Origin of the sequence: Kitasatospora sp. NPDC059599 (assembly GCF_042735125.1) — a bacterium.
Taxonomy (GTDB): domain Bacteria; phylum Actinomycetota; class Actinomycetes; order Streptomycetales; family Streptomycetaceae; genus Kitasatospora.
In genome coordinates this window covers 18,667-39,579 of sequence record NZ_JBHWCL010000061.1, presented here as the reverse complement: position 1 = coordinate 39,579, position 20,913 = coordinate 18,667, and the positions used below count along the sequence as shown (strand labels likewise).

Genomic DNA, 20,913 nt, shown 5'->3' with positions numbered 1-20,913 from the left:
AAGGAGACGGCCATGACCACAGCGAACACGCCCGACACCCACGACCTGGAGAAGGAACTGCTGGGATTCCTGGAGGGACACACCGGAACCGCCTGGGACGCAGACACCGACCTGTTCGACGCCGGCGGCCTGTCGTCCCTGTTCGCCATGCAGGTGGTGGTGCACCTGGAGAAGACCTATGCCATCGCCGTCCGCGGCGCGAACCTGCGGCTGGACAACTTCCGCACCGTACGGCGGATGGCGGAGCTGGTGGACCGGCTCCGGGTGCCCGCCGCCGGGGGCCGGCATGAGTGAGGACCTGAACAGCGCCATGACCTCCGTCACCCTGCGGGTCGGCGACCAGGCGGGGGAGTGGGACCGGACCGGCCTCATCCCGCTGGACCTGCTCCGCGAACTGGGCGCCGAGGGCCGACTGTGCGCCGAAGTCCCGGAGCAGTACGGCGGCTGGGGGCTCAGCAGCATGCGCAGCGGCGCGTACACCGCCCACGTGGGCGGCCTCTGCAGCTCGCTGCGCAGCGTGATGACCTCCCAGGGCATGGCGGCATGGACCATCCAGCGCTTCGGCACCGCCGAGCAGTCGGCCGCCCACCTCCCCCGGCTGACCGGCGGTGGACTGGCGGCGGTCGGCTTCAGCGAGCCCGGCGCCGGCAGTGACCTCGCGGCGATGACGACGACCGTCCGCCGCGACGGCGACGCGGTCGTCGTCGACGGACACAAGAAGTGGGTGACCGCCGCCCACTACGCCGACCTGCTGGTCGTCGTCGGCCGCTACGAGGACGGCGCGGTGGCCGTCGTGGTGCCCGCCGACACGCCCGGCGTCCGGATCGAGCGGATCGCCGACCCGCTCGGCTGCCGCGCGGCCGGACACGCGGACGTACACCTCGACGGGGTGCGGCTGCCGGCCGACAGCGTCCTGGGCGGTCACGGACTGCCGCCCGCCCTGCTGGTGACGACCGCGCTGGCCTACGGGCGGATGTCCGTCGCCTGGGGGTGCGTGGGCATCCTGCGGGCCTGTCTGGCGGCGGCCACCGCACACGCCGCCGGGCGGGAGCAGTTCGGCAGGCCGCTCGCAGAGCACCAGCTCGTCGCCGGGCACCTCGCCGACCTCTACACGGCCGAGCAGGTGGCCGCGCGGGTCTGCGAGCACGCCGGCCGCTGCTGGGACGAAGGGTCGCCGGACCAGGTGGTGGCGACCGTACTGGCCAAGCACGTCAGCGCGACGCAGGCCGCCCGGGGAGCGGCGACGGCCGTCCAGGTACTGGCCTCGGCCGGGTCCCGGGACGGGCACGCGGTGGCCCGGGCGTACCGGGACGCCAAGTTGATGGAGATCATCGAGGGCAGCAACGAGCTGTGCCGGCTGATGCTGGCACAGCACGCCCTCTCCGCTCCGGGGGCACGGTGAGCGGGCCCACGGCCGACGGGACGAGGAAGGACGGCATGGCCGAGATCGTCAAGTGCCTGGTCTGGGACCTGGACGACACCCTCTGGCAGGGCACCCTGCTGGAGGACGGCGAGGTGCACCTGCCGGACGAGGTGCGCAAGGTGGTGATCGAGCTCGACTCCCGCGGCATCCTCCAGTCCGTCGCCAGCCGTAACGACCACGAGCACGCCTGGGCCCGGCTGGAGGCGTTCGGCGTGGCCGAGTACTTCGTCCTGCCGGAGATCGGGTGGGGCGCCAAGTCCGAGTCGGTGCGCCGGATCGCCGACCGGCTGAACTTCGCGCTCACGACCATCGCCTTCGTCGACGACCGGCCCGCCGAACGCGCCGAAGTGGCCTTCCACCTGCCCGACGTACGGTGCTACCCGGCCGAGCAGGTCCTCGCACTCCCCGAACTCGCCGAGTTCACCCCCGCGGCCGACACCGTCGACTCCCGGCGCCGCCGCCAGATGTACCAGGCGGGCTTCCGCCGCGAGGCCGAGCGGGCGGCCGCCCCCGGCTCCGACGAGGAGTTCCTGCGCTCCCTGGACCTGCGGATGCGCATCGGCCGGGCCACCGGCGAGGAGCTGTCCCGGGTCGAGGAACTCACCCTGCGCACCAGCCAGATGAACGCGACCGGGGTCCACTACCCGGACGCGGTGCTGCGCGGCCTGATCACCGACCCCCGGCACGAGGTCCTGGTGGTCACCCTCACCGACCGGTTCGGCCCGCACGGCGCGGTCGGCGTCCTGCTGCTCGAACGGCACCCGGGCCTGTGGCACCTCAAGCTGCTCGCCACCTCCTGCCGGGTCGTCGCCTACGGCGCCGGCGCGACCCTGCTGAACTGGCTGGCCGACGCCGCCGCCCGGTCCGGAGTCCACCTGGTCGCGGACTTCCGGGCGACCGAACGCAACCGGATGATGGAGATCGCCTACCGGTTCGCGGGCTTCGAGGGCCTGGACGAAGCCCCGTGCCCGTGCGCCGCCGTCCTCGCGCCGGTTCCGGAGGACACCGGACTCCAGCGCCTCCACCTGGTCCCCGGCCCGCGCGTGGTGTCCACGGTCATCAGCGTGGACGCACCCGACCTGAACGTGCCGGAAGGGGGCCCGGGAACGTCGTGACCGCGGCGGCGGGCCGGCGCTCCCGGGCTCCGGCCCCCCGCCCTCAGCGCTTGCGGACCAGTGTGATCCCGTCGGCCATCACCAGCAGCGACAGCTCCACCCGGGGGTCCTCGTGCAGCAGCCGGTTCAAAGCCCGGACCCCGGCGGTCTCCGGGTCCGCGGCGGCCGGATCGGCGACCCGGCCGAAGAAGAGGGTGTTGTCGACCACGATCAGACCGCCGGCGCGCAGCAGCGCCAGCGAAGTCTCGTAGTAGCGGACGTAGTTGCTCTTGTCCGCGTCGATGAACACCAGGTCGAAGCTCTCCGGCCCGCGCTCCGCCAGCAGCGCGTCCAGGGTCGCGGTGGCATCGCCGATCCGCAGGTCGATCCGCGAGTCGACCCCGTCCCGCTTCCAGAAGTCGGCGCCGATGGCCGGCCACCGGTCGTCGATGTCGCAGGACACCAGCACCCCGTCGGCCGGGAGCGCGCGGGCCATGCACAGGGTGCTGTAGCCGGTGAAGGTGCCGATCTCCAGCACCGCCCGCGCCCCCGTCAACCCGACCAGCAGGGAGAGCAGTTGGCCCTCCTCCGCCATCACCTGCAGGGCGGTCCCGCCCGGCAGGTCCGCGGTGGCCTCCCGCAGCTCCCTGAGCAGATCGTCGTCACGGAGGGAGACCTCCCGGACGTAGGCGAGCAGGTCGTGGGTGGCTTCTGTCTGGTGGGCCATGGCGCGGGGGTCCTCTCGAAGGAGATCGGGTCGAAGGAGATCGAGTCGAAAAGCATCGGGGGAAGGGGAACCGGGCCGCCGGGTGCCCGTCGCCGGGCCGCCGGGACGGTCACCCGGCGCGCATGTACGGGTGACCGTGCTGCCGTACGGCGACCGCCTGCGCCCGCTCGCGGGCGTACGCCCGCAGCAGCGCGTCCAGCCGGTAGCGGCCCCCCGCCGGCTCACCCAGCAGATTTGCCTCGACCAGGGCGTCCAAGGCCTCCTCGGCCTGCGCCTCGGAGCAGCCGAACATCACCGCGACCCTACTGCTGGAGACCGAACGCGATCCGGCGGCCCCCAGCGCGGTGAACACCTCGGCCGGGTCGACCCCGGCCGGAGCCGTCCGCCGGAGCCCGGCGTGCTCGGCGTCGAGGCAGGGCCGGACACCGAGGTCGCCCGCGCACAGTTCGTCCAGCAGCTGCGGGGCGTCCGTGAGCCGCCGGGCGAAGTGCCCGATGGTCCAGTGCGGGCGCTCCAGCAGCCGGGTCCCCGCGATCCGGATCGCCAGCGGCAGGCCCGCGCAGACCGTCAGCACCGAACGGGCCGACCGCGGTTCGGCACCGACCCTGGCCGGGCCGACGATGCTGCCCAGCAGCTCCAGCGACCCGGCCTCGTCCAGCGGGCCGAGTACGAGGGGGGACGCCCCCTCCAGATCGGCGAGCCGCCGTCGGCTGGTCACCAGCAGCCTGCTGCCCCCGCTACCCGGTATCAGCGGCCGCACCTGCGCGGTGCTGGAGGCGTTGTCGAGGACCACCAGCAGACGGCGGCCCGCGGTGAGCGAGCGGTAGAGGCTCTCCCGTTCCGACTCCTCCTCGGGTATCTCGTCCCGGGGCACACCGAGGTCCGCCAGGAACCGCGGCAGCACCGCCCGGGCGGTCAGCGGCCGCGCGGCTCCGCCGAGATCCGCGTAGAGCTGGCCGTGCACCGAGGAACCGCGCACGGCGTGCGCCGCTTGCAGGGCCAGCGCGCTCTTGCCGACACCGCCCCGGCCGGTCACCACCGCCGTCGCCACCATGCCCGCGGGCATCGTGCCGGTCGTGAGGAAGTGCTGCAGCCGCGCCAGTGCACCGGAGCGGGCCGACAGTGGCAGCGGCACCGAGGGCAGCTGCGCCGGGCTCGGCCAGCAGGACCTTTCCCAGGCGGTGGCCGACGCCGGCGCGACGGCCGCCTCCGGGGCCTTTGCGGGCTGCCCCAGCGGGTCGGGCGCGCGGGGCCGGTCGTGGGCCGAGAGGATGTGCCGGTGGACCTCGCGCAGATCGGTGCTCGGCTCGGCGCCGAGCTGCTCGACGAGCAGCGCCCGGGTGCGCTGGTAGAGGTCCAGGGCCTCCGACTGCCGTCCCGAGCGGCCCAGTGCCAGCATCAGCTTGCCCACCAGGGCCTCCCGTAAGGGGTGCTTCCGCACCAGCCGTACCAGCTCCGGCACGACCTCGGCGTGCCGCAGCAGCGCCAGCTCCGCGTCGAACCGCATCTCCATGGTCTGCAGGCGAAGCTCCTGGAGGTAGCGGCCCTCCACATCCCGCAGCGTCTGCGACGGGATGTCCGCCAGCGGCTCCTCGCGCCACAGGGCGAGCGCCTCGGCCAGCTCGGCGGAGGAACCCTCCAGGTCTCCGCGCTCGGCCAGCTCCGCCGCGCGCCGGCGGTGGGCCGTGAACTGCCCGAGATCGCTCTCGTGCTCGCCGAGTTCGAGGAGGTAGCCGGGCGCCCGGGTGAGGATCCGGGCGGAGGCGTGCTCGCCCAGCGACTGCCGCAGGCGCATCACATAGGTGCGGACGGTCGCGGCGGCACTCGGCGGCGGGGCGCCGTCCCAGACGTACTCGGCGATCCGGTCGACCGAGATCACCCGGTTGGCGTTGAGGAGGAGGGCTGCCATGACCACGCGTTGCCTCGGCGCCGACACGTGCACCTCACGCGCGTTCAACCGGACGGAAAGCGGGCCCAGCAACAGGAAGTTCAAGGGGGAGTCCTCTTCATCGCACGACCGGTGGGCAAGACTGCCTCCAGCGTCTTGGGTGACCTTGTGCGGGTCAACGCGGTCCTGTCCTGTCTAGAGGTATTCCTAGAGCACAGGCCTTGCGCGCATGCCGGGTTTACGCTGCGCGGCACCGTCACGGTGGTCAGGACCAGGCCTGCCCACCACGGCCCACCGGCCGGAGCCCGTCACCGCTCCGCACCGGACGGGAAGACCTCACGCAGCAGCGGATCCGGCTTGCCCCACCGCTGCCACTCGCGCGGATACCCGAGGGACACCTCCTGATGCCGCACCCCGTCCGCGTGGATGGTCCGCGGAATGTGCAGGTGCCCGTAGACCACGGCGGACGCCCGGTAGCGCACCGGCCAGTCCGCGCTCGCCGTGGTCCCGCACCACAGCGCGAACTCCGGATGACGCAGCACCTCCGTCGGCTCCTTGATCAAGGGGAAGTGGTTCACCAGCAGCGTCGGCAACGCCGGATCGCAGGCAGCCAGGCGCGCCCGGGTACGGGCGACCCGCGCGCGGCACCAGTCGGCCCGCGTCGGATACGGGTCCGGGTGCAGCAGGAACTCGTCGCTGCACACCACGCCGGCGGCCTCCGCCAGGGCCAGCGCGGTCCCCGCGTCCGCCACCCCGGGCGGCCGGAAACTGTAGTCGTACAGGAGGAACAGCGGAGCCACCGTCACGGGTCCGCCCGGCCCCGTCCAGACCGGATACGGGTCCTCGGGCGTGATGACGCCCAGGCGTCGGCACAGCTCCACCAGATACCGGTACCGGTACTCGCCGCGCAGCCGCACCGGGTCGGACGGATGGGTCCACAGCTCGTGGTTGCCCGGCACCCACACCACGGTCGAGAACCGGTCGGCCAGCAGCCGCAGCACCCACTCCACGTCCGCGGCCAGCTCGCCCACGTCCCCGGCCAGCAGCAGCCAGTCCTCCTCGTCCACCGGGAACAGCCCCTCGACGATCGCCCTGTTCTCCGGGTGGGCGACATGGAGGTCGCTGACGGCGTACAACCTTGCCATGAGGTGCCCTCGCCTCCTCGCCCGGATCCGCGGTGCGCGGTCCGGCCGGACCGTTCATGCCGAGTCGGAGCCAAGTAAATCCCACAGGATTGCTCCGCACGGCAACGCTCTTGCCATTCGCCGAAGAAACGGCCGGTTTTGAACCCGAACACGAGTTCCGGATGCGCTCCGATGCGTACTTGCTGACATTCCCGGAGGCATGGCAGGCTGTCATATGCGGTGCCCGTGACCCGCCGATCGTCGCCGATCGGGGATCCCCGTATTAGTTCGTACCAGCCGGCCCACCGGTGCGGCGGGTGTCCGACGTGATCACCACACCCCGTCCGCCGGCACCGCGCGGATTTCGCGAAAGGAATGAAAGGCCGACATGACCTCCCTCTCCTTGGACAGCGACCTGTGGTGCCGTCGCTTCCATCCCTCGCCGACGGCCACGCGCCGACTGGTCTGCTTTCCGCACGCAGGCGGCTCGGCGAGTTTCTACTTCCCGGTATCCGCCGCACTGTGCGGTCCGGTCGACCTCCTGGCCGTGCAGTACCCCGGCAGGCAGGACCGCCGGGAGGAACCCGGCGTCCATGACCTGCACCGGTTGGCCGACGACGTGTCCGAAGCGCTGCGCCGCTGGGACGACCTCCCCCTGACCTTCTTCGGGCACAGCATGGGCGCGCTCGTCGCCTTCGAGGTGGCCCGGCGGATCGAGCGCGCGGGCGGTCGGATCGACCACCTCTTCGTCTCCGGCCGCAAGGGGCCGTCCGCAGACCGGCCCGGGCCCTCCCACCCACTCGACGACGCGGGCATCGTGGCCGAGGTCAGGGCCATGAGCGGCACCGACGCCCGGCTCCTGGAGGACGAGGAACTGCTGGGGATGGTGATGCCCGTGCTGCGCGGCGACTACCGGGCCCTGGGGGCCTACCGGACCGACCGTGACGCCGCGGTCACCTGCCCGGTCACCGCCGTGGTGGGGGACCAGGACGCCTGGACACCGGTCCCCGAGGCCGGGCACTGGCGCGACCGCACGACGGCCGCGTTCGACCTCAAGGTCTTCCCCGGCGGGCACTTCTACCTCAGCACCCGGGCGGACGAGGTGACCGGCATGCTCCGCGACCACCTCGCCGGCACGCTGCGCGCCTGAGACCGCGGACGACAGGGAAGGGGGACCGAGGAGTGACACCGTCAGCGACCTCTGAGGAGATCAAGCCCGCGCCGCGGCCGCCGCGGTCCGGGCCCGCCGGCGACGCCCGTCCGGCAGCCGGGGGCCCTGCCGGCGGCGCGGGCGTCCGTCGGCTGACCGCCGTGGACGCCCGCATCCTGGAAGGCGTCGCGGTCGGCACCCCGACCGTCCGGCTGGCGGCATCGCTCTATCTGAGCCCGCAGGGCATCGAGTACCGCATCGGGCTGATGATGCGCCATTTCCAGGCCGCGAACCGGCCCGCTCTGGTCTCCCGGGCGCACTCCCTCGGCGTGTTGAGCGTCGGGACATGGCCACCTCGCGTTCTCCCGGAATTCCTTGAGCCCTAGAAGGGCGGGGCGCACCGCTCCCTGATCTCCCCCCGTGAGCTTCCTGCCGGAGGGCGGGTCGAGAAAATCCTTTCCGAAAGCGGAAAATTCACTCCGCCGGCATGCTGTCGGATATTTTCCCAGACCCGGATATCGCATCGATAGCGCGCCACGAGACGGGTTCCCCGGTGTCCGGTCGAACGTCGGATTCTGCGGCATTCTGCTGTCAGGCCCACTTCTGCTGCACTATGCTCGGGCGGCACTGGCACCCCTCCTGTCGCACCGATTCACAGGAGCTGTCATGAGTCCGGGGTGCCTGTTCGGCGGCGTCGGGACCGAGCCGCACGGCCTGGAGCCCTACCGGACCTACGAGGTCGGGCAGGGCCGGTACGAGCAGGGCTCCGGGGCACCGGGCTGACGGTCGGAGAGATCCTGGAGGAAGACCTCCCGACCGCCCAGGAGGAGCGCCAGAGTGTCGGCACAGTCCGCGAAGCCGCCCTCGCGATCGGCGTGCACGACGTACTCGTCTCGTTCAACGGTTCTTGGCGGCCTTGCCCTCGGGAACGTGCTGGGAGTACAACAACCGCGGCCCCACGCCTGACGGATCGACGCAGGCGAGCCACGCGTCCCGCCGCTCGGCCGGCTGCGCGCTCTTGTCGTCCTCCCACGTGGCGAACCCCTCCGGTGGCGGCGGCACGACGTACCCCGACACCTCGCACCGGAAACGTTGCACCGGAAACGTTGCACCGGAAACGCGCGAGGCGCTCGGGTTCCGCACCGTCGAAGGTGACCGGGAATTGCTTGATCGTTGACATCGGCCCACCACAGTGGCGCGCACCGCCCCCATGGTGGGCCGCCTTGGCGTCCGTTGATCGTTCCGCTTCTCGTCGGGGACGCCGGGCCCTGTGGTGGGATCAGGTCGTGCGCTTCAGGTAGGCCTCGATCTCGTCGGCGGCGCGGGTGGCACCGCCCGCTTCCCGGGTGAGCCGCTGCGCCTCGGTGCCCCGCTCCTGCACGGCCGCGTCGGCGGCCACCTCGGTGATCGCGGCCCGCAGCAGGCTCACGTCGGCCTCCGCCGGCAGCAGTACCCGGCCGAGGCCCAGCTCGGCCACCCGCGCGGTGTTGGCCGCGACGTCCGGCCAGGACGGCACTCCGAGTATCGGGCAGCCGGCGTCCAGGGACTCCAGCACGCCGCCCATGCCGCCGTGGGTGATCACCAGCCGGGCGTGCCGGAGCACCGCCAGGTGCGAGACCCAGTGGTGGACCTCGACGTTGTCCGGCAGCGGACCGAGGTCGGCCGGGTCCATCCCCCCGCCGACCGAGATGACGGCGTGCCAGGGCAGTTCGGCGAAGGCGTCCACGCACAGCCGGAAGAACTCCGGATGCTTGTTGTGTACGGTCCCCATCGAGACCAGCGCCACCGGCAGGCCGCTCGCCGGGGGCTGCCACTCCCCCAGGAAGGAGCGGTCCGCGAGGCACGGCCCGACGAAGGCGAAGCGCTCGTCGAAGCTCTCGCCGTGCGGCTGGAAGAACCGCGGCACGTGGACGATGTTGAGGCCCTCGGTGCGCATCATGAACTCGTGCGCCGGCTCGTCGATGCCGTGCGAGGCCAGCAACTCGGCCATCCGGACGCCGAATTCGACCACCACCTCCTCGGTGAGCGGGACCGCGCCGTCCGCCTCCATCATCTGCTGCACGAAGGAGTAGGTGTCGTTGGAGGCGAAGAACGGCGTCGACTGGACGGCCGGGAGCCCCCAGGTGTGGGCCAGTATCCGGCCGGCCTGGAAGGCCACGGCGTCGTAGACCACCGCGTCGGGCCTGGCGTCGCCGAACCACTCCTGGACCGCGCGCAGGATGGCGATGTTCTCGTCCAGGAATATCAGCGGGGTGCGCCCGTTCTCGGGACCGCCCACGCTGTCCAGCGGTTGGGTGGAGTCGTAGCGCAGGTGCTCGGCGCCGACCTCGGCCAGGGCCTGGGCGAAGTCGTCGACGGCCGCGTAGGTGACCCGGTGCCCGCGGCGTACCAGTTCACCGGCGACCGCCAGAGTGGGGAAGACATGGCCGTGGGCCGGGATGTTGACCATCAGGATGTGGCTCACTGCTACTCCGTCGGTATCGGGAAGAGGAACGAGGGAAGCGGGAAGCGGGAAGCGCGATTCGGGACGGGAGAAGGGGCGCGGCAGACCGCGCGGCTCAGCTGGGGTCCTGGTCCGGGCCGGCCTCGGGCTGCGGCTCGGACTGCTGCTCGGCGGCCCACCGGGCGCTCGCGATCTCCTCGGCGCTCAGCTGCCGGCGCGGGATCCAGGCGGGGACGGTGCCTTCCTCGTTGCGGCCTTTGTCGAGGATCGCCAGGTTGTGGTAGAAGTGCGCGCCGGCCAGCGTCCGGTCGGTCCCGCTCGGGCGGTGCGCGGTCGGCGGCTCGTGCTCCTCGTGGTTGAGGCCGTCGAGCAGCTGCTTGAGGAAGCCCATGCTGGTGGTCGGGTCGCCGAGCCGCTCCGAACTGCCGCCGTAGCCCGGCCAGTAGGAGGTCTGCAGGTCCTCGATCACATAGAGCCCGCCCGGGACCACGTGCGGGAAGAGCGCGCCGAAGGCGGCGATGACGTCCGGGCAGTAGTGGCTGCCGTCGTCGATGACGATGTCGATCGGCCCGATCCGCTCGGCCAGCGCGGTGAGGAAGGCCGGGTCCGCCTGGTCGCCCTGGACGGTGTGGATCCGCTGCTCGCGCAGCGCCGTCTTGTCGTAGACGTCGACCCCGTAGACGAGGCCCCGCCGGAAGAAGCGCTTCCACATCCGCAGCGAGCCACCGCCCGCCGCCGGGTCGGCGTAGCCGCCGATCCCCAGCTCCAGGACGGTGAGTGGCCGGTCCCGCAGCGGGGCGAAGTGCCGGGCGTAGTGCTCGGTGTAGTAGTGCAGCCCCCACTTGTCCGAACCGTGGCGCAGCGACAACTCGCCCAGGTCGAGCGGCTGTTCCACCAAGCCGCGGAGCAGCTGCTGGACGACCGGGAAGGCCGCCAGTACGGGCATCAGCCGAGCCGGGTCCTCGATGCCGTGCCAGGTGATCCCGGGCGTGCGGTGGCCTGCGGTGTGCCGGGCGCCGAAGACGGCGCGGGCCAGGTCGAGCAGGTCCAGCTGGACGGTGGCGCTGGGCTCGTCGGCCGGCCCGGTGCGGTGCTCGGCCTTGGGGCCGGCCAGCAGGTGGTGCCGGAGCACCTGGCCGTCGAAGGCGAGCTCGAACTGCACCACCACCGCCGCGGCGGCGAGTTGCTCGCTCAGGTCGGCCCGGCTGACCAGTTCGTCCACGAGGTCGGCGGCCGTCTGCTCGGCGCCCGCCGACCTGATCACCGCCGCAAGCTGCTCCTCGGGCCCGTCCGCCGCCAGGATCAGGGCGCGGATCCGGCGCAGGTCGGTCTCGTGCGGGTCCGAGTCGTGGTCCGACGGGCTGTTCACGTGCCGGCCGTTCTCGTGCTGTCCGGTGAGGGCGGTCATGCGTGAGCCTTTCCACGAGGGAGTCGAGAGGACGGGGAACGGATCGGGGCTTCTTCCAGGCCGGGGTGACGCCGTCGGTCATCGCCGGCGGCGGGATCTCCACCCGACCGGGGAAGAGGGCGTTGGCCACCACGATCGGACCGTCGGGCACCGAGTTCACGGCGGGACGCCGTTGCCACTCTCAGTTACTGGATCGACACGTCGTGAATCTAGGTGCGCATCCCTCCCGCCACAAGCACGACCCGGGGCCACGGGGCGGCCGAGTGCGGGAAACGAGCCAGAATCGGGGCGCCGCTGTTCCGCATGTTTGGACCCGTCACCCCGGTGTCGTTCGTGGCAGCGGCGGAGTCGGTGATCGTCGGGCGACCGGGCCCCGGCCCCGGACCCACCGGCCCCCGCGGGACGGCCCCGGGCGGGACCGTCCCGCCGGCCGGGGCGGCCCGCAAGGACACGAGGGGCAGTTCCACCCCCATGACCAGTGACCGAGCCGCCCGGGTCCGGCCCGGCCCCGAGGCCGGAGCACCGCAGGTTCGGCTCCCGAGTCCGCACCGTGGATCGTGGCCGACTACGACGCCGCCGGGAACGAGAAGGGCGCGATCCCGCGGTGCGGCCTTCGCGTCACGCCCTCGCCCGCTCGGCGGAGTACCGGTCCGGGCCGCGCAGCCTGTGGGGCGAGGCGGAGGCCGCCTGCCGACGATGGGCCGAGCGGGGCCGTCGCCGCTCAGACGTCGAGCACGCCCAGGGTGTCCCAGAACAGGTGCTCGTAGGACTGGAGCATCGACCCGTACTCCCGGGCGGCGGCCAGGGCCGACTCGTCGAGCCGGTCCGGCCCGAGCGCGTCGGCGGCCTGCTGCTCCAGTTCCGTCGCCGGCCGGGCGAAGAAGTCGAAGAAGGCGCACGCCTCGTCGGCGAAGCCGTAGTGCCGGCGCAGCGCCTGCGCGATGGCGGCGCAGTAGCTCCCCCAGGCCGCGAAGTTGGCGACCAGGGCGGCGGCCGTGGCATCGGGCCGGCCGTTCAGGGCGAGCCAGGCCAGGTAGCCGGGGTAGGCCTGGCAGCCGGGCAGCGGGGGCCGGGCCTGCGGCGCGGTGCCGCCCGGACCGCAGGCGGCGGCGAGCGCGGGCAGGGTGCGCAGCGCGGCGCTCTCGCCCTCGGCCAGAGTGGCGAACCAGGCACCGACCGGGCGGTCCGCGCAACGGGTGGCGAGCGCGAGCAGACTGCGGCGGTCGGAGCGGATGATCCGGTGCTGCTGGGCGGCGAGTTCGGCCAGCAGCCGGCGCGGGGCGGTGCCGTCGGCGAGCGCCGTGACCACGAAGGGCGGGGCGTCGCCGGGCGCCGACTCGGCGCGCAGCTGCTGGATCTGGTCGAGGATCGGGTGGTTCACCGGTGCCTCCGGGGTGCGGTTCGGTCCGGTGCTCATTCCTATCGGCTGGTGGCATCCGGGCGGCGCCGACAGGCCGAAGGGCGGCGGGGTGGCGCTGAGCGGTCGCGGTCCGGTGGTGCTCCCGGCCCGGTGGTGTGTTCCCGTTCGGTGGTCGGAGCCGGTCCGCCGCCGGCCACCGCGCCTCCCCACCCATGACGCCGGACTGAGGCACCATCAGTGACCAGTCGCGGCGAGGGCCGCCGCGACGGCGAGACGGAGGGCCGGCCGGTGGGCATCTGGACAGAGGACATCCGGGTCAGGGTGGCGGAGCCGCGGATCTGGTTCGTGGCGACCACCGGGGAGGACGGCGCCCCGCACGTCACCCCGATGTGGCTGGGCATCGACGGCGACCGGGTGTACTTCAACACCTCCATCGGCCGGATCAAGGAGCGCAACCTGCGTCACGACCCCCGGGTCTGCCTCTCCAGCTCCGACGCGGCCGATCCCTACGACCGGATCCAGATCCACGGCCGGGCCGTCGAGTTCGTGACCGGGGAGCGGGCCGACCGGCAGATGGACCGCCTCGCCCGCACGTACCTCGGCGTCGAGGAGTACGGCTGGCGCATCCCCGGCGAGCGGCGGGTCACGGTCTTCGTCGAGCCCACCCGGATCCGCCGCGTCGTGGGGGTCGAACCCCTGCCGGCCGCCGCCCGGCACGCCGACTGACCCAGGGCACCCGCGGCGCGGACGGGGCCGGAGGACCGGCACCCGTTCGTCGAGCGCGCGTCGGCGTACGACGCGGATCCGTCGCGATCTTGGGATTCGAGACTTCACGGAACCGCCCTTGCCTGGGCCGACGGCGCCGTGTTTGATCAATAAGTCTTACACTCGTTCAAGGACCTGCCCAATGGCACGTGAGAGGGTCCGAGACAGAAGGTCGCCGGGGGGAGACCGCAGACAGGCCACAGCAGTTGGACGCGGCGACACCGCCGCAACGGGAAGACGCGCAGCCGTGCCACGACGCCGGTGCGCGCGGGTCGGTGCACCCCACCGGCCCCACCGAAGAACCCGGTTCCGAGACCGACCGGGACCGCGTACGCATGGGGGAGTCTTGAGCATCGCCACCGGAACCCGTCCCCGTACGGGCATCGGCGTGGACAGCATCCGATATCTGCACACCCTGGGCCCGCACGGGACCAACCTGGAGACGGCAGCCCACGAGTGGCTCCGGCGCAGGGGCATCGACGGAAGCGTCGAACTCCACGCCTCACTGGAAAGCGCCCTCGAATCCGTTCCCGCCGACGGGCGGCACGCCCTGGCCGCCTGCGCCGTCTACCCGGCGCTGCACACCCTGACCTTCGGGAACCTGCACCGCCTGCACATGGTCGACAGCTTCATCATGCCGACCCACAACATGGTCCTGGCCACGGCCGGCCCGGACACCCCGAGGACCGTGTCCTCACACCCCGCGCCCGCCGGCCTGATCGCGCCGACAGCCGAGACGCGCATCGTCCTGAGCAACTCCCAGGCCGCCATCGACTGCGCCGCCGGGGTGACCGAGGGCTGCATCACCACCATCGTGGCCGCCGAGCGCCACGGCCTGCGCGTACTGCGGGACTTCGGCCCGGTGCCCATGGTGTTCACCATCCACCAGGTCCTGGCCGTGGACGAGCCGGCCGACCGCACCGAGGACGCGGGGGTCCTGCTGTGACGACGAACGCACCCCTCAGCGAGGAACTGCGCGCCCGGGCCGCCGAGCTCACCGGTTCGCTCATCCCACGCGTCAACCGCTTCCGGGCCCGCCAGGCCGACGACGGCACCGTCGCCGCACCGACGGTCGAGGACCGCGACCTGCTCACCGCGATCCGCGACGAGGCCACCGCCTGGTACGCGCGCGGCGGCCTCGGCCACCAGGCCGACGCGCTCGCCGCCGACGTGGACGACTGGATCGCCGAAGGCCTCGACAGCGCGCCGCACTTCGCACGCTCCAGGGACGCGCTGCACGCCCCCGAGGACGGCGCCCCGGTCTTCTTCCTCGCCCCCGCCCAGAGCACCAACTCGGTTCCCCCGGTGGGCAAGCGGCTCGACTGCTTCTTCGCGGTGCGCAAGGAGCCCGACGCACTGAGGAGCCTCGCCGAGACGTACCCCCACCCGAAGAACAACTGCCAGTCGCTGGTGCTGATCGCGGGCAGCGACGGCTTCACGCACGGCAACTGCATCGTCTTCTTCCCCGAGAACGTCGCCGCGCGGGACAAGGTCGTCGACCAGGCTTACGCGATGTTCTTCTACAACAAGATGCGGAAGATCCACGAGACGTACGCCCTGCCCGGCGCCGAAGCCGTGCTCACCGCGGACTCGGTGCCCCGCGCCTCGTCCGGGCTCGCACCCGAGGTGTGCTTCGAGGCCCGCGCGATCTGGGGCTACCTGCACGACTCGATGCACTACCAGGGGCGCTGGCCGTTCGACCAGCACATCTCCCTGAAGATGAACTGGTTCGTCGGGCTTCTCGAAGAAATCAAGGTCGACGCGAAGACCGTCCTGGCCTGCGCGGACGGCGACGTGCCGTTCGCCCGCGAGCAGATCGACATGATCCTGCTCGAACGCATCTTCCGCTACCCGCAGGCCGACGACGCCACCCGCAACTTCGACTCGGGCACGGGCGTCTTCCTCTACTCCTGGCTGCGCGAGCACGGCGCGCTCACCGGCTCGCCCGAGAACGGCGCCCTGCTGCACCTCGACCGCGACAAGGCGCTGGACGCACTGCGCGTGTTCGTCTCGACCGTCGAGGAGTTGGAGGAGCAGGTACGGACGGACGACGAGTACCGGGCGGCCGCCAAGGCCCTCGTCCGCACCTACCTGCCCGAGGGGGAGCCCAAGCAGCGCTACCGGTTCACCGACGACCAGAGCGTCCTGCTGAGGGCGAAGCTCCCGCTGGCCGGCCTGCCGCCACTGCGCTTCGCGGAAGCGGAATGGTGACGGAGGACGGTCCGCGGACGACGGTGCGCGGAGACGGACGGCTGGTCGTCCCCGCACTGTCCTGCCTGATGGTGCTCCTGCTGGCGGCGGGGTGGGTCGCGTCCGGGAAACTGGTCAGTGGCACACCGCCGTTGGCAGTCGCCGCGGGCCGCACCGCGGCGAGCTTCGTGACCATCACGGCCGTCGCCGTGCTGCGCCCCCGCACCTGGAGCGCCATCCGCGCGAGCTCCCGCCGTTACGGCGCCGTCGTCCTCCTGGCGTTCCTGGGCTTCTTCGCGTACTACACGGGGACCCTCCTCGGGGTCGAGCAGATCGGCGCGTCCCGGGTCGGCCTCGTCGTGTCCCTGCTGCCGTGCATCACCTTCGCCATCGGCGCCGTCGCCTTCCGCGAGCACGCCACCGTGCGCAAGGCCGCGGGCGCCGTCCTCGCCGTGGGCGCAGCCCTGGGCTACGCGCTCGGTGACGGCCCGGCGAGCGGCGACGCCACCGGGTCACTGACGACGGGCGTCCTGCTCGCCCTGGCCGGGACGTTCACGTACGCGCTGTACGGATACGTCTACCGCCGCCACATGGCGGACGTGCCGCCGATGGCCGCACTGCCCGCGGTCACCGGCGCGGGCACCGTGATGCTCGGCGTCGCCACCGCCCTCTACTGCCCACTGGGCGGCGTCTCCGCCGCCCAGTGGGCCGGGGTGGCGCTGCTCGGCGCGGTGCTGACCGCGCCCGTCTTCCTCATCTCGCACGAGCTGATCCTGCGCAAGGGGCCGCTGTTCACCTCCGCCGTCGCCCTCACCGTGCCGTTCCTCATCCGGCTCGGCGAGTGGGCGACCGGAGAGGCGGACGCGCCCGGCCCGCTCGCCCTGCTGTTCCTCGCGCTGTGCGCGGCGGGCGTCTGGATGACGGTGGCCGCGCAACCGGCCGCCGCAGCCACGGCGGACGAACAGCAGCGGGACCCCGACCCGTCCGAACAGGCCGCCGGCGCCTCGGCGACGGGCGTCCCGTCCCCGAGCCCCGACCCGTCCGAAAGAAGCACCCTGTGAACCACGCACCCACCGACCGCCCCACCGTCGTCCTGGTCTACCAACGCACCTCGCTGCCCTGGATCTTCGACAGCGCGCTGCGCGCCGGTGTGGACCTCGTCCTCGTCCCTCGCCCGGACGAGGACGTCGACCCCGAACGGCTGCCTCCCGCCGTTGTCGAGGTGCTGCGCCTCGACGTGGAAGGCACGCCCGCCGAGGCACTGGCCGCGCTCACCGAACGACACCGTGCCGTGCCGTTCGACGGGATCGTCACGCTGTACGACCCGGCCGTGCCGTTCGTCGCGGACGTGGCCGATGCCCTCGGCCTGCCCGGACTCGGCGGCGACGTCGCCCGGACCGTCCAGGACAAGCGGCTGATGCGCCGCAGGCTGGCCGACGCGGGCCTGAACGTCCCCGGCTTCGCGACCGTGGACGCCCCGGAGGACCGGGCCGAAGCCGCCCGCCTCGACTTCCCCGTCGTGGTCAAGCCCGCCAACGGATTCTCCAGCCTGGGCGTGACCAAGGCCGATACGCCCGAGGAGCTGGGCGCCGTCGTCGACGAGGTCTGGCAGGTCTGCGCGAGCAAGCTGGGCCGCGTGACGGGGCTGGTCGTCGAGGAGTACCTGGACGGGCCCGAGCTGGCCGTGGAGTCCCTCGCCCACGAGGGCCGGGTCCACGTCCTGTCGATCGGCTACAAGGGCGAACCGGTCGGCCCCTACTTCGAGGAGGGCGTCTACCGCGCCCCCGCGCTCCTGCCGCCGCACGTCCGGGAGGCCGTCGTCCGCGAGGTCGTCGCCGCGCACGCGGCCCTCGGCGTCACCGACGGCCCCACGCACACCGAACTGCGGCTGCGCGGCGGCGAACGCCCCTACCTCCTGGAGCTGGGCGCCCGCGTCGGCGGCTCCGGCGTCTCCCACTACATCGCGCACCACGTCACCGGTGTCGACCTGGCCGCCCAGGCGCTGCGCATCGCGGTCCGCCTCGCCCCGGTCCTGCCGCCCACGCCGGGGCAGCTCGCACCGGCGGTCGGGGCGGCCGCCAACTACATCGTGCCGTGCGGGGGTTCGGGCCGGATCGTCGCCCTCCACGGCCTCGACGAGGTGGCGAAGGACCCCCGGGTCGACCACGTCGTGCAGATGCTCCACCCGGGCGACGTGGTACGCCCCTACCCGCACTTCACGGGCTATCCGGCGTTCGTGCTGTCCCACCACCCGAGCACGGAGGACGCCGAGGAGTTCCACCGGTTCCTCGCCGACAGCATCCGCATCGACTACGCCCCGGAAGGCGACACCCAGTGAACACCCCCGCCCTGGACGATCGTGACGGCGTCATCTGGTACGACGGCCGCTTCGTGCCCTGGCGTGACGCCCGGCTGCACGTGCTCTCCCACGGACTGCACTACGGCGGGGGCGTGTTCGAGGGCGAACGCGTCTACGAAGGGCAGATCTTCAAACTCACCGAGCACACCGAGCGGTTGCACGCCTCGGCCCGTGAACTGGGCTTCGAGATCCCGTACTCCGTCGACGAACTCGACCGCGCGACCCGCGAACTCGTCGACCGCCAGAAGGTCCGCGACGGCTATGTACGCCCGGTCGCCTGGCGCGGTAGCGAGCAGATCAGCGTGGCCGGAACGCTCGCCTCCGTACACGTCGCCATCGCCACCTGGGAGTGGCCGCACGTCTTCTCGGCGGACGCCGCGTCACGCGGCATCCGGCTGGGCACCTCCCGCTGGCGCCGCCCCGCCCCGGACACCGCCCCGGTCCGCGCCAAGGCGGCCTCGCTGTACAACATCTGCACGCTGGCCCGCGACGAGGCGGACCGGCACGGCTACGACGACGCCCTGCTGCTCGACTACCGGGGGTACGTCGCCGAGGCCACCGGCGCCAATCTCTTCCTGGTCTCCGACGGGACCCTGCACACCCCCACCCCCGACTGCTTCCTGTCGGGCATCACCCGCCGAACCGTCCTGGACCTGGCCGACGACCTCGGCATCAAGGTCGTCGAACGCCACATCCTGCCCGAGGAACTGGGCACGTTCGACGAGTGCTTCCTCACCGGCACGGCGTACGAGGTCCAGCCGGTGCGCTCGATCGACACGCACGAGTACCGCATCGGCGAAACGGTCAGGTCCCTGTCGGAGGCGTACACCCGCCTGGTGCACGCCGGGGGCGCGAGCGGCTGAGCAGGCCCGCCCGAGCGGCGCCTGGACCACGGCAGTCCCGGCCGGCAGCGCGTCCTGCGAGGAGCGGCGCAGGACGCGCGCCTCGTTCCGCCGCGCTCCCGGCAGCGCCGGACTCCGCGAGGCCCTGGAGTTCCGCGTCCGCGCAGTCGCTCCGGCCGGTCTTCCGGCCGGTCTTCCGGCAGGTCGACGCGGGCCGGTGAGCACCGTGTGGTCGAGGGCCGGGACGATGAGGCGTGAGCCGACGCCGAACCCTCGCCGGCGGTCGAGGGGCCCGTCAGCGCTGCTCCTCCGGGCGGCCCGGGACTTCCCAGCGGGTGTGGAAGATCCCGTCCCGGTCGACGCGGTGGTAGGTGTGCGCACCGAAGAAGTCCCGCTGGCCCTGCACCAGCGCGGCCGGCAGGCGTCCTGCCCGAAGGCCGTCGTAGTAGGCGAGCGCGGTGGCGAAGCCGGGGGCGGGAACGCCCAGTTGGACCGCCGCCGAGACGACCCGCCGCCAGGCCGACTGCGCGGAGTTCAGAGCCTCCCGGAAGTGCGCGTCGGTCAGCAGCGTGGGGCGCTCCCGGTCCGCCTCGTACGCGGCCCTGATCCGTTCCAGGAAGCGGGCCCTGATGATGCATCCGCCGCGCCAGATCGTGGCCATCGCGCCGGGGTCGATGTCCCAGGAGTGCTCCGCGCTCCCGGCCTGGATCTGGTTGAAGCCCTGGGCGTAGGCCACCATCTTGGAGGCGTACAGGGCCTGTTCGACGTCGTCTGCGAAACGGTCCGCCGCCGCGCTGTCGAGCCAGGTCTCGGTGGGACCGGGCAGGTCCCGGCCGGCCCGCCGCAGCGGCACGCTGCCGGACAACGCGCGGGAGAAGACCGCCTCGGCGATCCCGCTCACGGGCACGCCGAGGTCCAGCGCGCTCTGGACCGTCCAGCGGCCGGTGCCTTTCTGCTCGGCCCGGTCCAGTACGACGTCCACGAAGGGCCTGCCGGTCGCCGCGTCGGTGTGGGCCAGGATCTCGGCAGTGATCTCGATCAGATAGGACTCCAGGCGCCCGCCGTTCCACGTCCGGAAGACCTCGGCGATCGCGGCGGGCTGCAGCCCGCCTCCGTGGCGCAGCAGGTCGTACGCCTCGGCGATGAGCTGCATGTCGGCATACTCGATCCCGTTGTGGACCATTTTGACGAAGTGGCCGGCGCCGTCCGGCCCGACGTGGGTGCAGCAGGGCGTGCCGTCGACCTCGGCCGCGATGTCCTCCAGCAGCGGGCCCAGGACCCGGTAGGCCTCCGGCGTGCCGCCGGGCATGATGCTCGGCCCCTCCAGTGCACCCTGCTCGCCGCCGGAGATCCCGCAGCCCACGAAGTGCAGTCCGCGTTCCCGCAGGGCGGCCTCACGCCTCCTGGTGTCGGGAAAGTGCGCGTTCCCGCCGTCCACCACCACGTCACCCGCGTCGAGCAGTGGCACCAGCTCGTCGATGACCGCGTCGGTCGGTGCCCCGGCCTTGACCATCATGACGATCAGCCGGGGGCGCTCCAGAGCCGCGACGAACGCCGGCGCGGTCTCGGCGGCCACGAAGTCGCCCTCGTGCCCGAACTCCTCCAGCAGCGCCGCGGTCCGTGCCCATGTCCTGTTGTGCACAGCCACACGGTGTCCGTGGCGGGCGAAGTTCCTGGCCAGGTTGCGGCCCATCACGGCCAGGCCGGTGACGCCGACCCGGGCCGACGACTGTTCGGTCATGGCGGGAACCTCCAGGGCTTTCGGGGGCTTGCGGCCAGGGCCGCGGGGTTCGAGGACGCAGGGTGCGCCCGCTGCCTGCTCGTCCGGTGCTCCTACTCTGCGGAGAGTGCGAGGACCTCGTCCTCGGGAAGCTCGACGTACTGTTCCCCGCCCGCCTCGAACTGCGCCCCGGCGCGCAGATTGAAGAGGATCCGCTCGCCGACCTTGACGTCCACCGGGTGCGGCTTGCCGCTTCCCAGCGGCCGGCCGGGCCCCACCGCCACCACCTCGCCCTTCCACCGGTCCGGGTCCTGCGGGGCCGCCTCGCCGATCGGCTTGACGATCAGGTGGTCGTGCTTCGGGTGGAAGTCGGGCATGACGGTTTTCCTCTCACGTGTGCGTCTGCAGAGCAGCGGCAGC

The 20,913-nt window shown here is 72.4% G+C and carries 19 protein-coding genes and 1 pseudogene; 11 read left to right on the top strand and 9 right to left on the bottom strand.

Annotated features, from left to right (window positions below):
• Positions 1–12: 12 nt before the first annotated feature.
• Genes ACFV04_RS21930 through ACFV04_RS21920 form a run of 3 tightly spaced genes read left to right on the top strand, consistent with a single transcriptional unit; the run spans position 13 to position 2,538 of the window.
• Positions 13–294, top strand: a complete 282-nt coding sequence (locus tag ACFV04_RS21930; protein ID WP_380341570.1) for an acyl carrier protein — start codon at positions 13–15, stop codon at positions 292–294.
• Positions 287–1,402 carry an acyl-CoA dehydrogenase family protein gene (locus tag ACFV04_RS21925; protein WP_380341567.1) on the top strand — a complete coding sequence of 372 codons (1,116 nt, stop codon included), beginning with the start codon at positions 287–289 and terminating at the stop codon, positions 1,400–1,402. Before ACFV04_RS21930 ends, ACFV04_RS21925 begins: the two co-directional genes overlap by 8 nt.
• A 35-nt stretch (positions 1,403–1,437) precedes the next feature.
• On the top strand, positions 1,438–2,538 hold the full coding sequence (locus tag ACFV04_RS21920; protein ID WP_380531332.1) for an HAD-IIIC family phosphatase: 1,101 nt from the start codon (positions 1,438–1,440) through the stop codon (positions 2,536–2,538).
• Positions 2,539–2,581: 43 nt separating this feature from the next.
• Here the strand turns inward: ACFV04_RS21920 and ACFV04_RS21915 are convergent, their stop codons facing one another.
• The 3 genes from ACFV04_RS21915 to ACFV04_RS21905 form a co-directional block, all read right to left on the bottom strand.
• The gene (locus ACFV04_RS21915) at positions 2,582–3,244 is read right to left on the bottom strand and encodes a class I SAM-dependent methyltransferase (protein WP_380531329.1); all 663 of its coding nucleotides are present in this window, start codon (positions 3,242–3,244) and stop codon (positions 2,582–2,584) included.
• A gap of 109 nt (positions 3,245–3,353) precedes the next feature.
• Entirely contained in the window at positions 3,354–5,180 is a 1,827-nt protein-coding gene (locus ACFV04_RS21910; protein ID WP_380341600.1) for a BTAD domain-containing putative transcriptional regulator, read from the bottom strand.
• A 260-nt stretch (positions 5,181–5,440) separates the two neighbouring features.
• Positions 5,441–6,277 (bottom strand): metallophosphoesterase family protein, encoded by an 837-nt coding sequence (locus ACFV04_RS21905; protein WP_380341559.1) that lies wholly within the window; start codon positions 6,275–6,277, stop codon positions 5,441–5,443.
• 367 nt (positions 6,278–6,644) lie between these two features.
• On the opposite strand from ACFV04_RS21905, the gene ACFV04_RS21900 reads away from it, so the two are divergent.
• Together ACFV04_RS21900 and ACFV04_RS21895 are read left to right on the top strand one after the other, a co-directional pair.
• On the top strand, positions 6,645–7,406 hold the full coding sequence (locus ACFV04_RS21900) for a thioesterase II family protein (protein ID WP_380341556.1): 762 nt from the start codon (positions 6,645–6,647) through the stop codon (positions 7,404–7,406).
• A gap of 161 nt (positions 7,407–7,567) precedes the next feature.
• Positions 7,568–7,792 (top strand): LuxR family transcriptional regulator, encoded by a 225-nt coding sequence (locus ACFV04_RS21895; RefSeq protein WP_380341553.1) that lies wholly within the window; start codon positions 7,568–7,570, stop codon positions 7,790–7,792.
• 514 nt (positions 7,793–8,306) lie between these two features.
• Here ACFV04_RS21895 and ACFV04_RS21890 read toward each other — a convergent pair.
• The 4 genes and pseudogenes from ACFV04_RS21890 to ACFV04_RS21875 form a co-directional block, all read right to left on the bottom strand.
• A pseudogene (locus ACFV04_RS21890) lies at positions 8,307–8,586 on the bottom strand (hypothetical protein); the annotation flags it as partial.
• Between the two features lie 99 nt (positions 8,587–8,685).
• Positions 8,686–9,870, bottom strand: a complete 1,185-nt coding sequence (locus ACFV04_RS21885; RefSeq protein ID WP_380531325.1) for a macrolide family glycosyltransferase — start codon at positions 9,868–9,870, stop codon at positions 8,686–8,688.
• A gap of 94 nt (positions 9,871–9,964) precedes the next feature.
• The gene (locus tag ACFV04_RS21880; protein ID WP_380531322.1) at positions 9,965–11,257 is read right to left on the bottom strand and encodes a hypothetical protein; all 1,293 of its coding nucleotides are present in this window, start codon (positions 11,255–11,257) and stop codon (positions 9,965–9,967) included.
• Positions 11,258–11,978: 721 nt separating this feature from the next.
• Positions 11,979–12,674, bottom strand: coding sequence for a transcriptional regulator (locus ACFV04_RS21875; RefSeq protein WP_380341546.1), 696 nt, complete (start codon positions 12,672–12,674; stop codon positions 11,979–11,981).
• A gap of 231 nt (positions 12,675–12,905) precedes the next feature.
• Here ACFV04_RS21875 and ACFV04_RS21870 point away from each other — a divergent pair, with 231 nt between their 5' ends.
• The 6 genes from ACFV04_RS21870 (at position 12,906) to ACFV04_RS21845 (ending at position 18,794) form a co-directional block, all read left to right on the top strand.
• A complete protein-coding gene (locus tag ACFV04_RS21870; RefSeq protein ID WP_380341543.1) occupies positions 12,906–13,343 on the top strand; it encodes a PPOX class F420-dependent oxidoreductase in 438 nt (145 codons plus the stop codon).
• Positions 13,344–13,770: 427 nt separating this feature from the next.
• Complete coding sequence (locus tag ACFV04_RS21865) at positions 13,771–14,328, top strand: bacilysin biosynthesis protein BacA (protein ID WP_380531318.1); 558 nt, start codon at positions 13,771–13,773, stop codon at positions 14,326–14,328.
• Complete coding sequence (locus tag ACFV04_RS21860; RefSeq protein ID WP_380531315.1) at positions 14,325–15,593, top strand: DUF6421 family protein; 1,269 nt, start codon at positions 14,325–14,327, stop codon at positions 15,591–15,593. The genes ACFV04_RS21865 and ACFV04_RS21860 overlap by 4 nt, the downstream gene beginning before the upstream one ends.
• Positions 15,587–16,633: a DMT family transporter gene (locus ACFV04_RS21855; RefSeq protein ID WP_380531312.1), complete on the top strand. Its 1,047-nt coding sequence runs from the start codon at positions 15,587–15,589 to the stop codon at positions 16,631–16,633. The genes ACFV04_RS21860 and ACFV04_RS21855 overlap by 7 nt, the downstream gene beginning before the upstream one ends.
• Positions 16,630–17,910, top strand: a complete 1,281-nt coding sequence (locus ACFV04_RS21850; RefSeq protein ID WP_380531310.1) for an ATP-grasp domain-containing protein — start codon at positions 16,630–16,632, stop codon at positions 17,908–17,910. Before ACFV04_RS21855 ends, ACFV04_RS21850 begins: the two co-directional genes overlap by 4 nt.
• Positions 17,907–18,794, top strand: coding sequence for a branched-chain amino acid aminotransferase (locus ACFV04_RS21845; protein WP_380341528.1), 888 nt, complete (start codon positions 17,907–17,909; stop codon positions 18,792–18,794). Before ACFV04_RS21850 ends, ACFV04_RS21845 begins: the two co-directional genes overlap by 4 nt.
• Before the next feature lie 274 nt (positions 18,795–19,068).
• Here the strand turns inward: ACFV04_RS21845 and gndA are convergent, their stop codons facing one another.
• Entirely contained in the window at positions 19,069–20,514 is a 1,446-nt protein-coding gene (gene gndA, locus ACFV04_RS21840) for an NADP-dependent phosphogluconate dehydrogenase (RefSeq protein ID WP_380531307.1), read from the bottom strand.
• Positions 20,515–20,606: 92 nt separating this feature from the next.
• Positions 20,607–20,870: a hypothetical protein gene (locus ACFV04_RS21835; RefSeq protein ID WP_360264513.1), complete on the bottom strand. Its 264-nt coding sequence runs from the start codon at positions 20,868–20,870 to the stop codon at positions 20,607–20,609.
• Positions 20,871–20,913: the final 43 nt, after the last annotated feature.

Bases quoted from the DNA above. Each gene is read 5' to 3' on its own strand.
- ACFV04_RS21905 (WP_380341559.1), bottom strand. From the start codon at position 6,277: ATGGCAAGGTTGTACGCCGTCAGCGACCTCCATGTCGCCCACCCGGAG.
- ACFV04_RS21875 (WP_380341546.1), bottom strand. From the start codon at position 12,674: ATGAGCACCGGACCGAACCGCACCCCGGAGGCACCGGTGAACCACCCG.
- ACFV04_RS21835 (WP_360264513.1), bottom strand. From the start codon at position 20,870: ATGCCCGACTTCCACCCGAAGCACGACCACCTGATCGTCAAGCCGATC.
- ACFV04_RS21915 (WP_380531329.1), bottom strand. From the start codon at position 3,244: ATGGCCCACCAGACAGAAGCCACCCACGACCTGCTCGCCTACGTCCGG.
- ACFV04_RS21930 (WP_380341570.1), top strand. From the start codon at position 13: ATGACCACAGCGAACACGCCCGACACCCACGACCTGGAGAAGGAACTG.
- ACFV04_RS21900 (WP_380341556.1), top strand. From the start codon at position 6,645: ATGACCTCCCTCTCCTTGGACAGCGACCTGTGGTGCCGTCGCTTCCAT.
- gndA (WP_380531307.1), bottom strand. From the start codon at position 20,514: ATGACCGAACAGTCGTCGGCCCGGGTCGGCGTCACCGGCCTGGCCGTG.
- ACFV04_RS21925 (WP_380341567.1), top strand. From the start codon at position 287: ATGAGTGAGGACCTGAACAGCGCCATGACCTCCGTCACCCTGCGGGTC.
- ACFV04_RS21880 (WP_380531322.1), bottom strand. From the start codon at position 11,257: ATGACCGCCCTCACCGGACAGCACGAGAACGGCCGGCACGTGAACAGC.
- ACFV04_RS21855 (WP_380531312.1), top strand. From the start codon at position 15,587: ATGGTGACGGAGGACGGTCCGCGGACGACGGTGCGCGGAGACGGACGG.
- ACFV04_RS21920 (WP_380531332.1), top strand. From the start codon at position 1,438: ATGGCCGAGATCGTCAAGTGCCTGGTCTGGGACCTGGACGACACCCTC.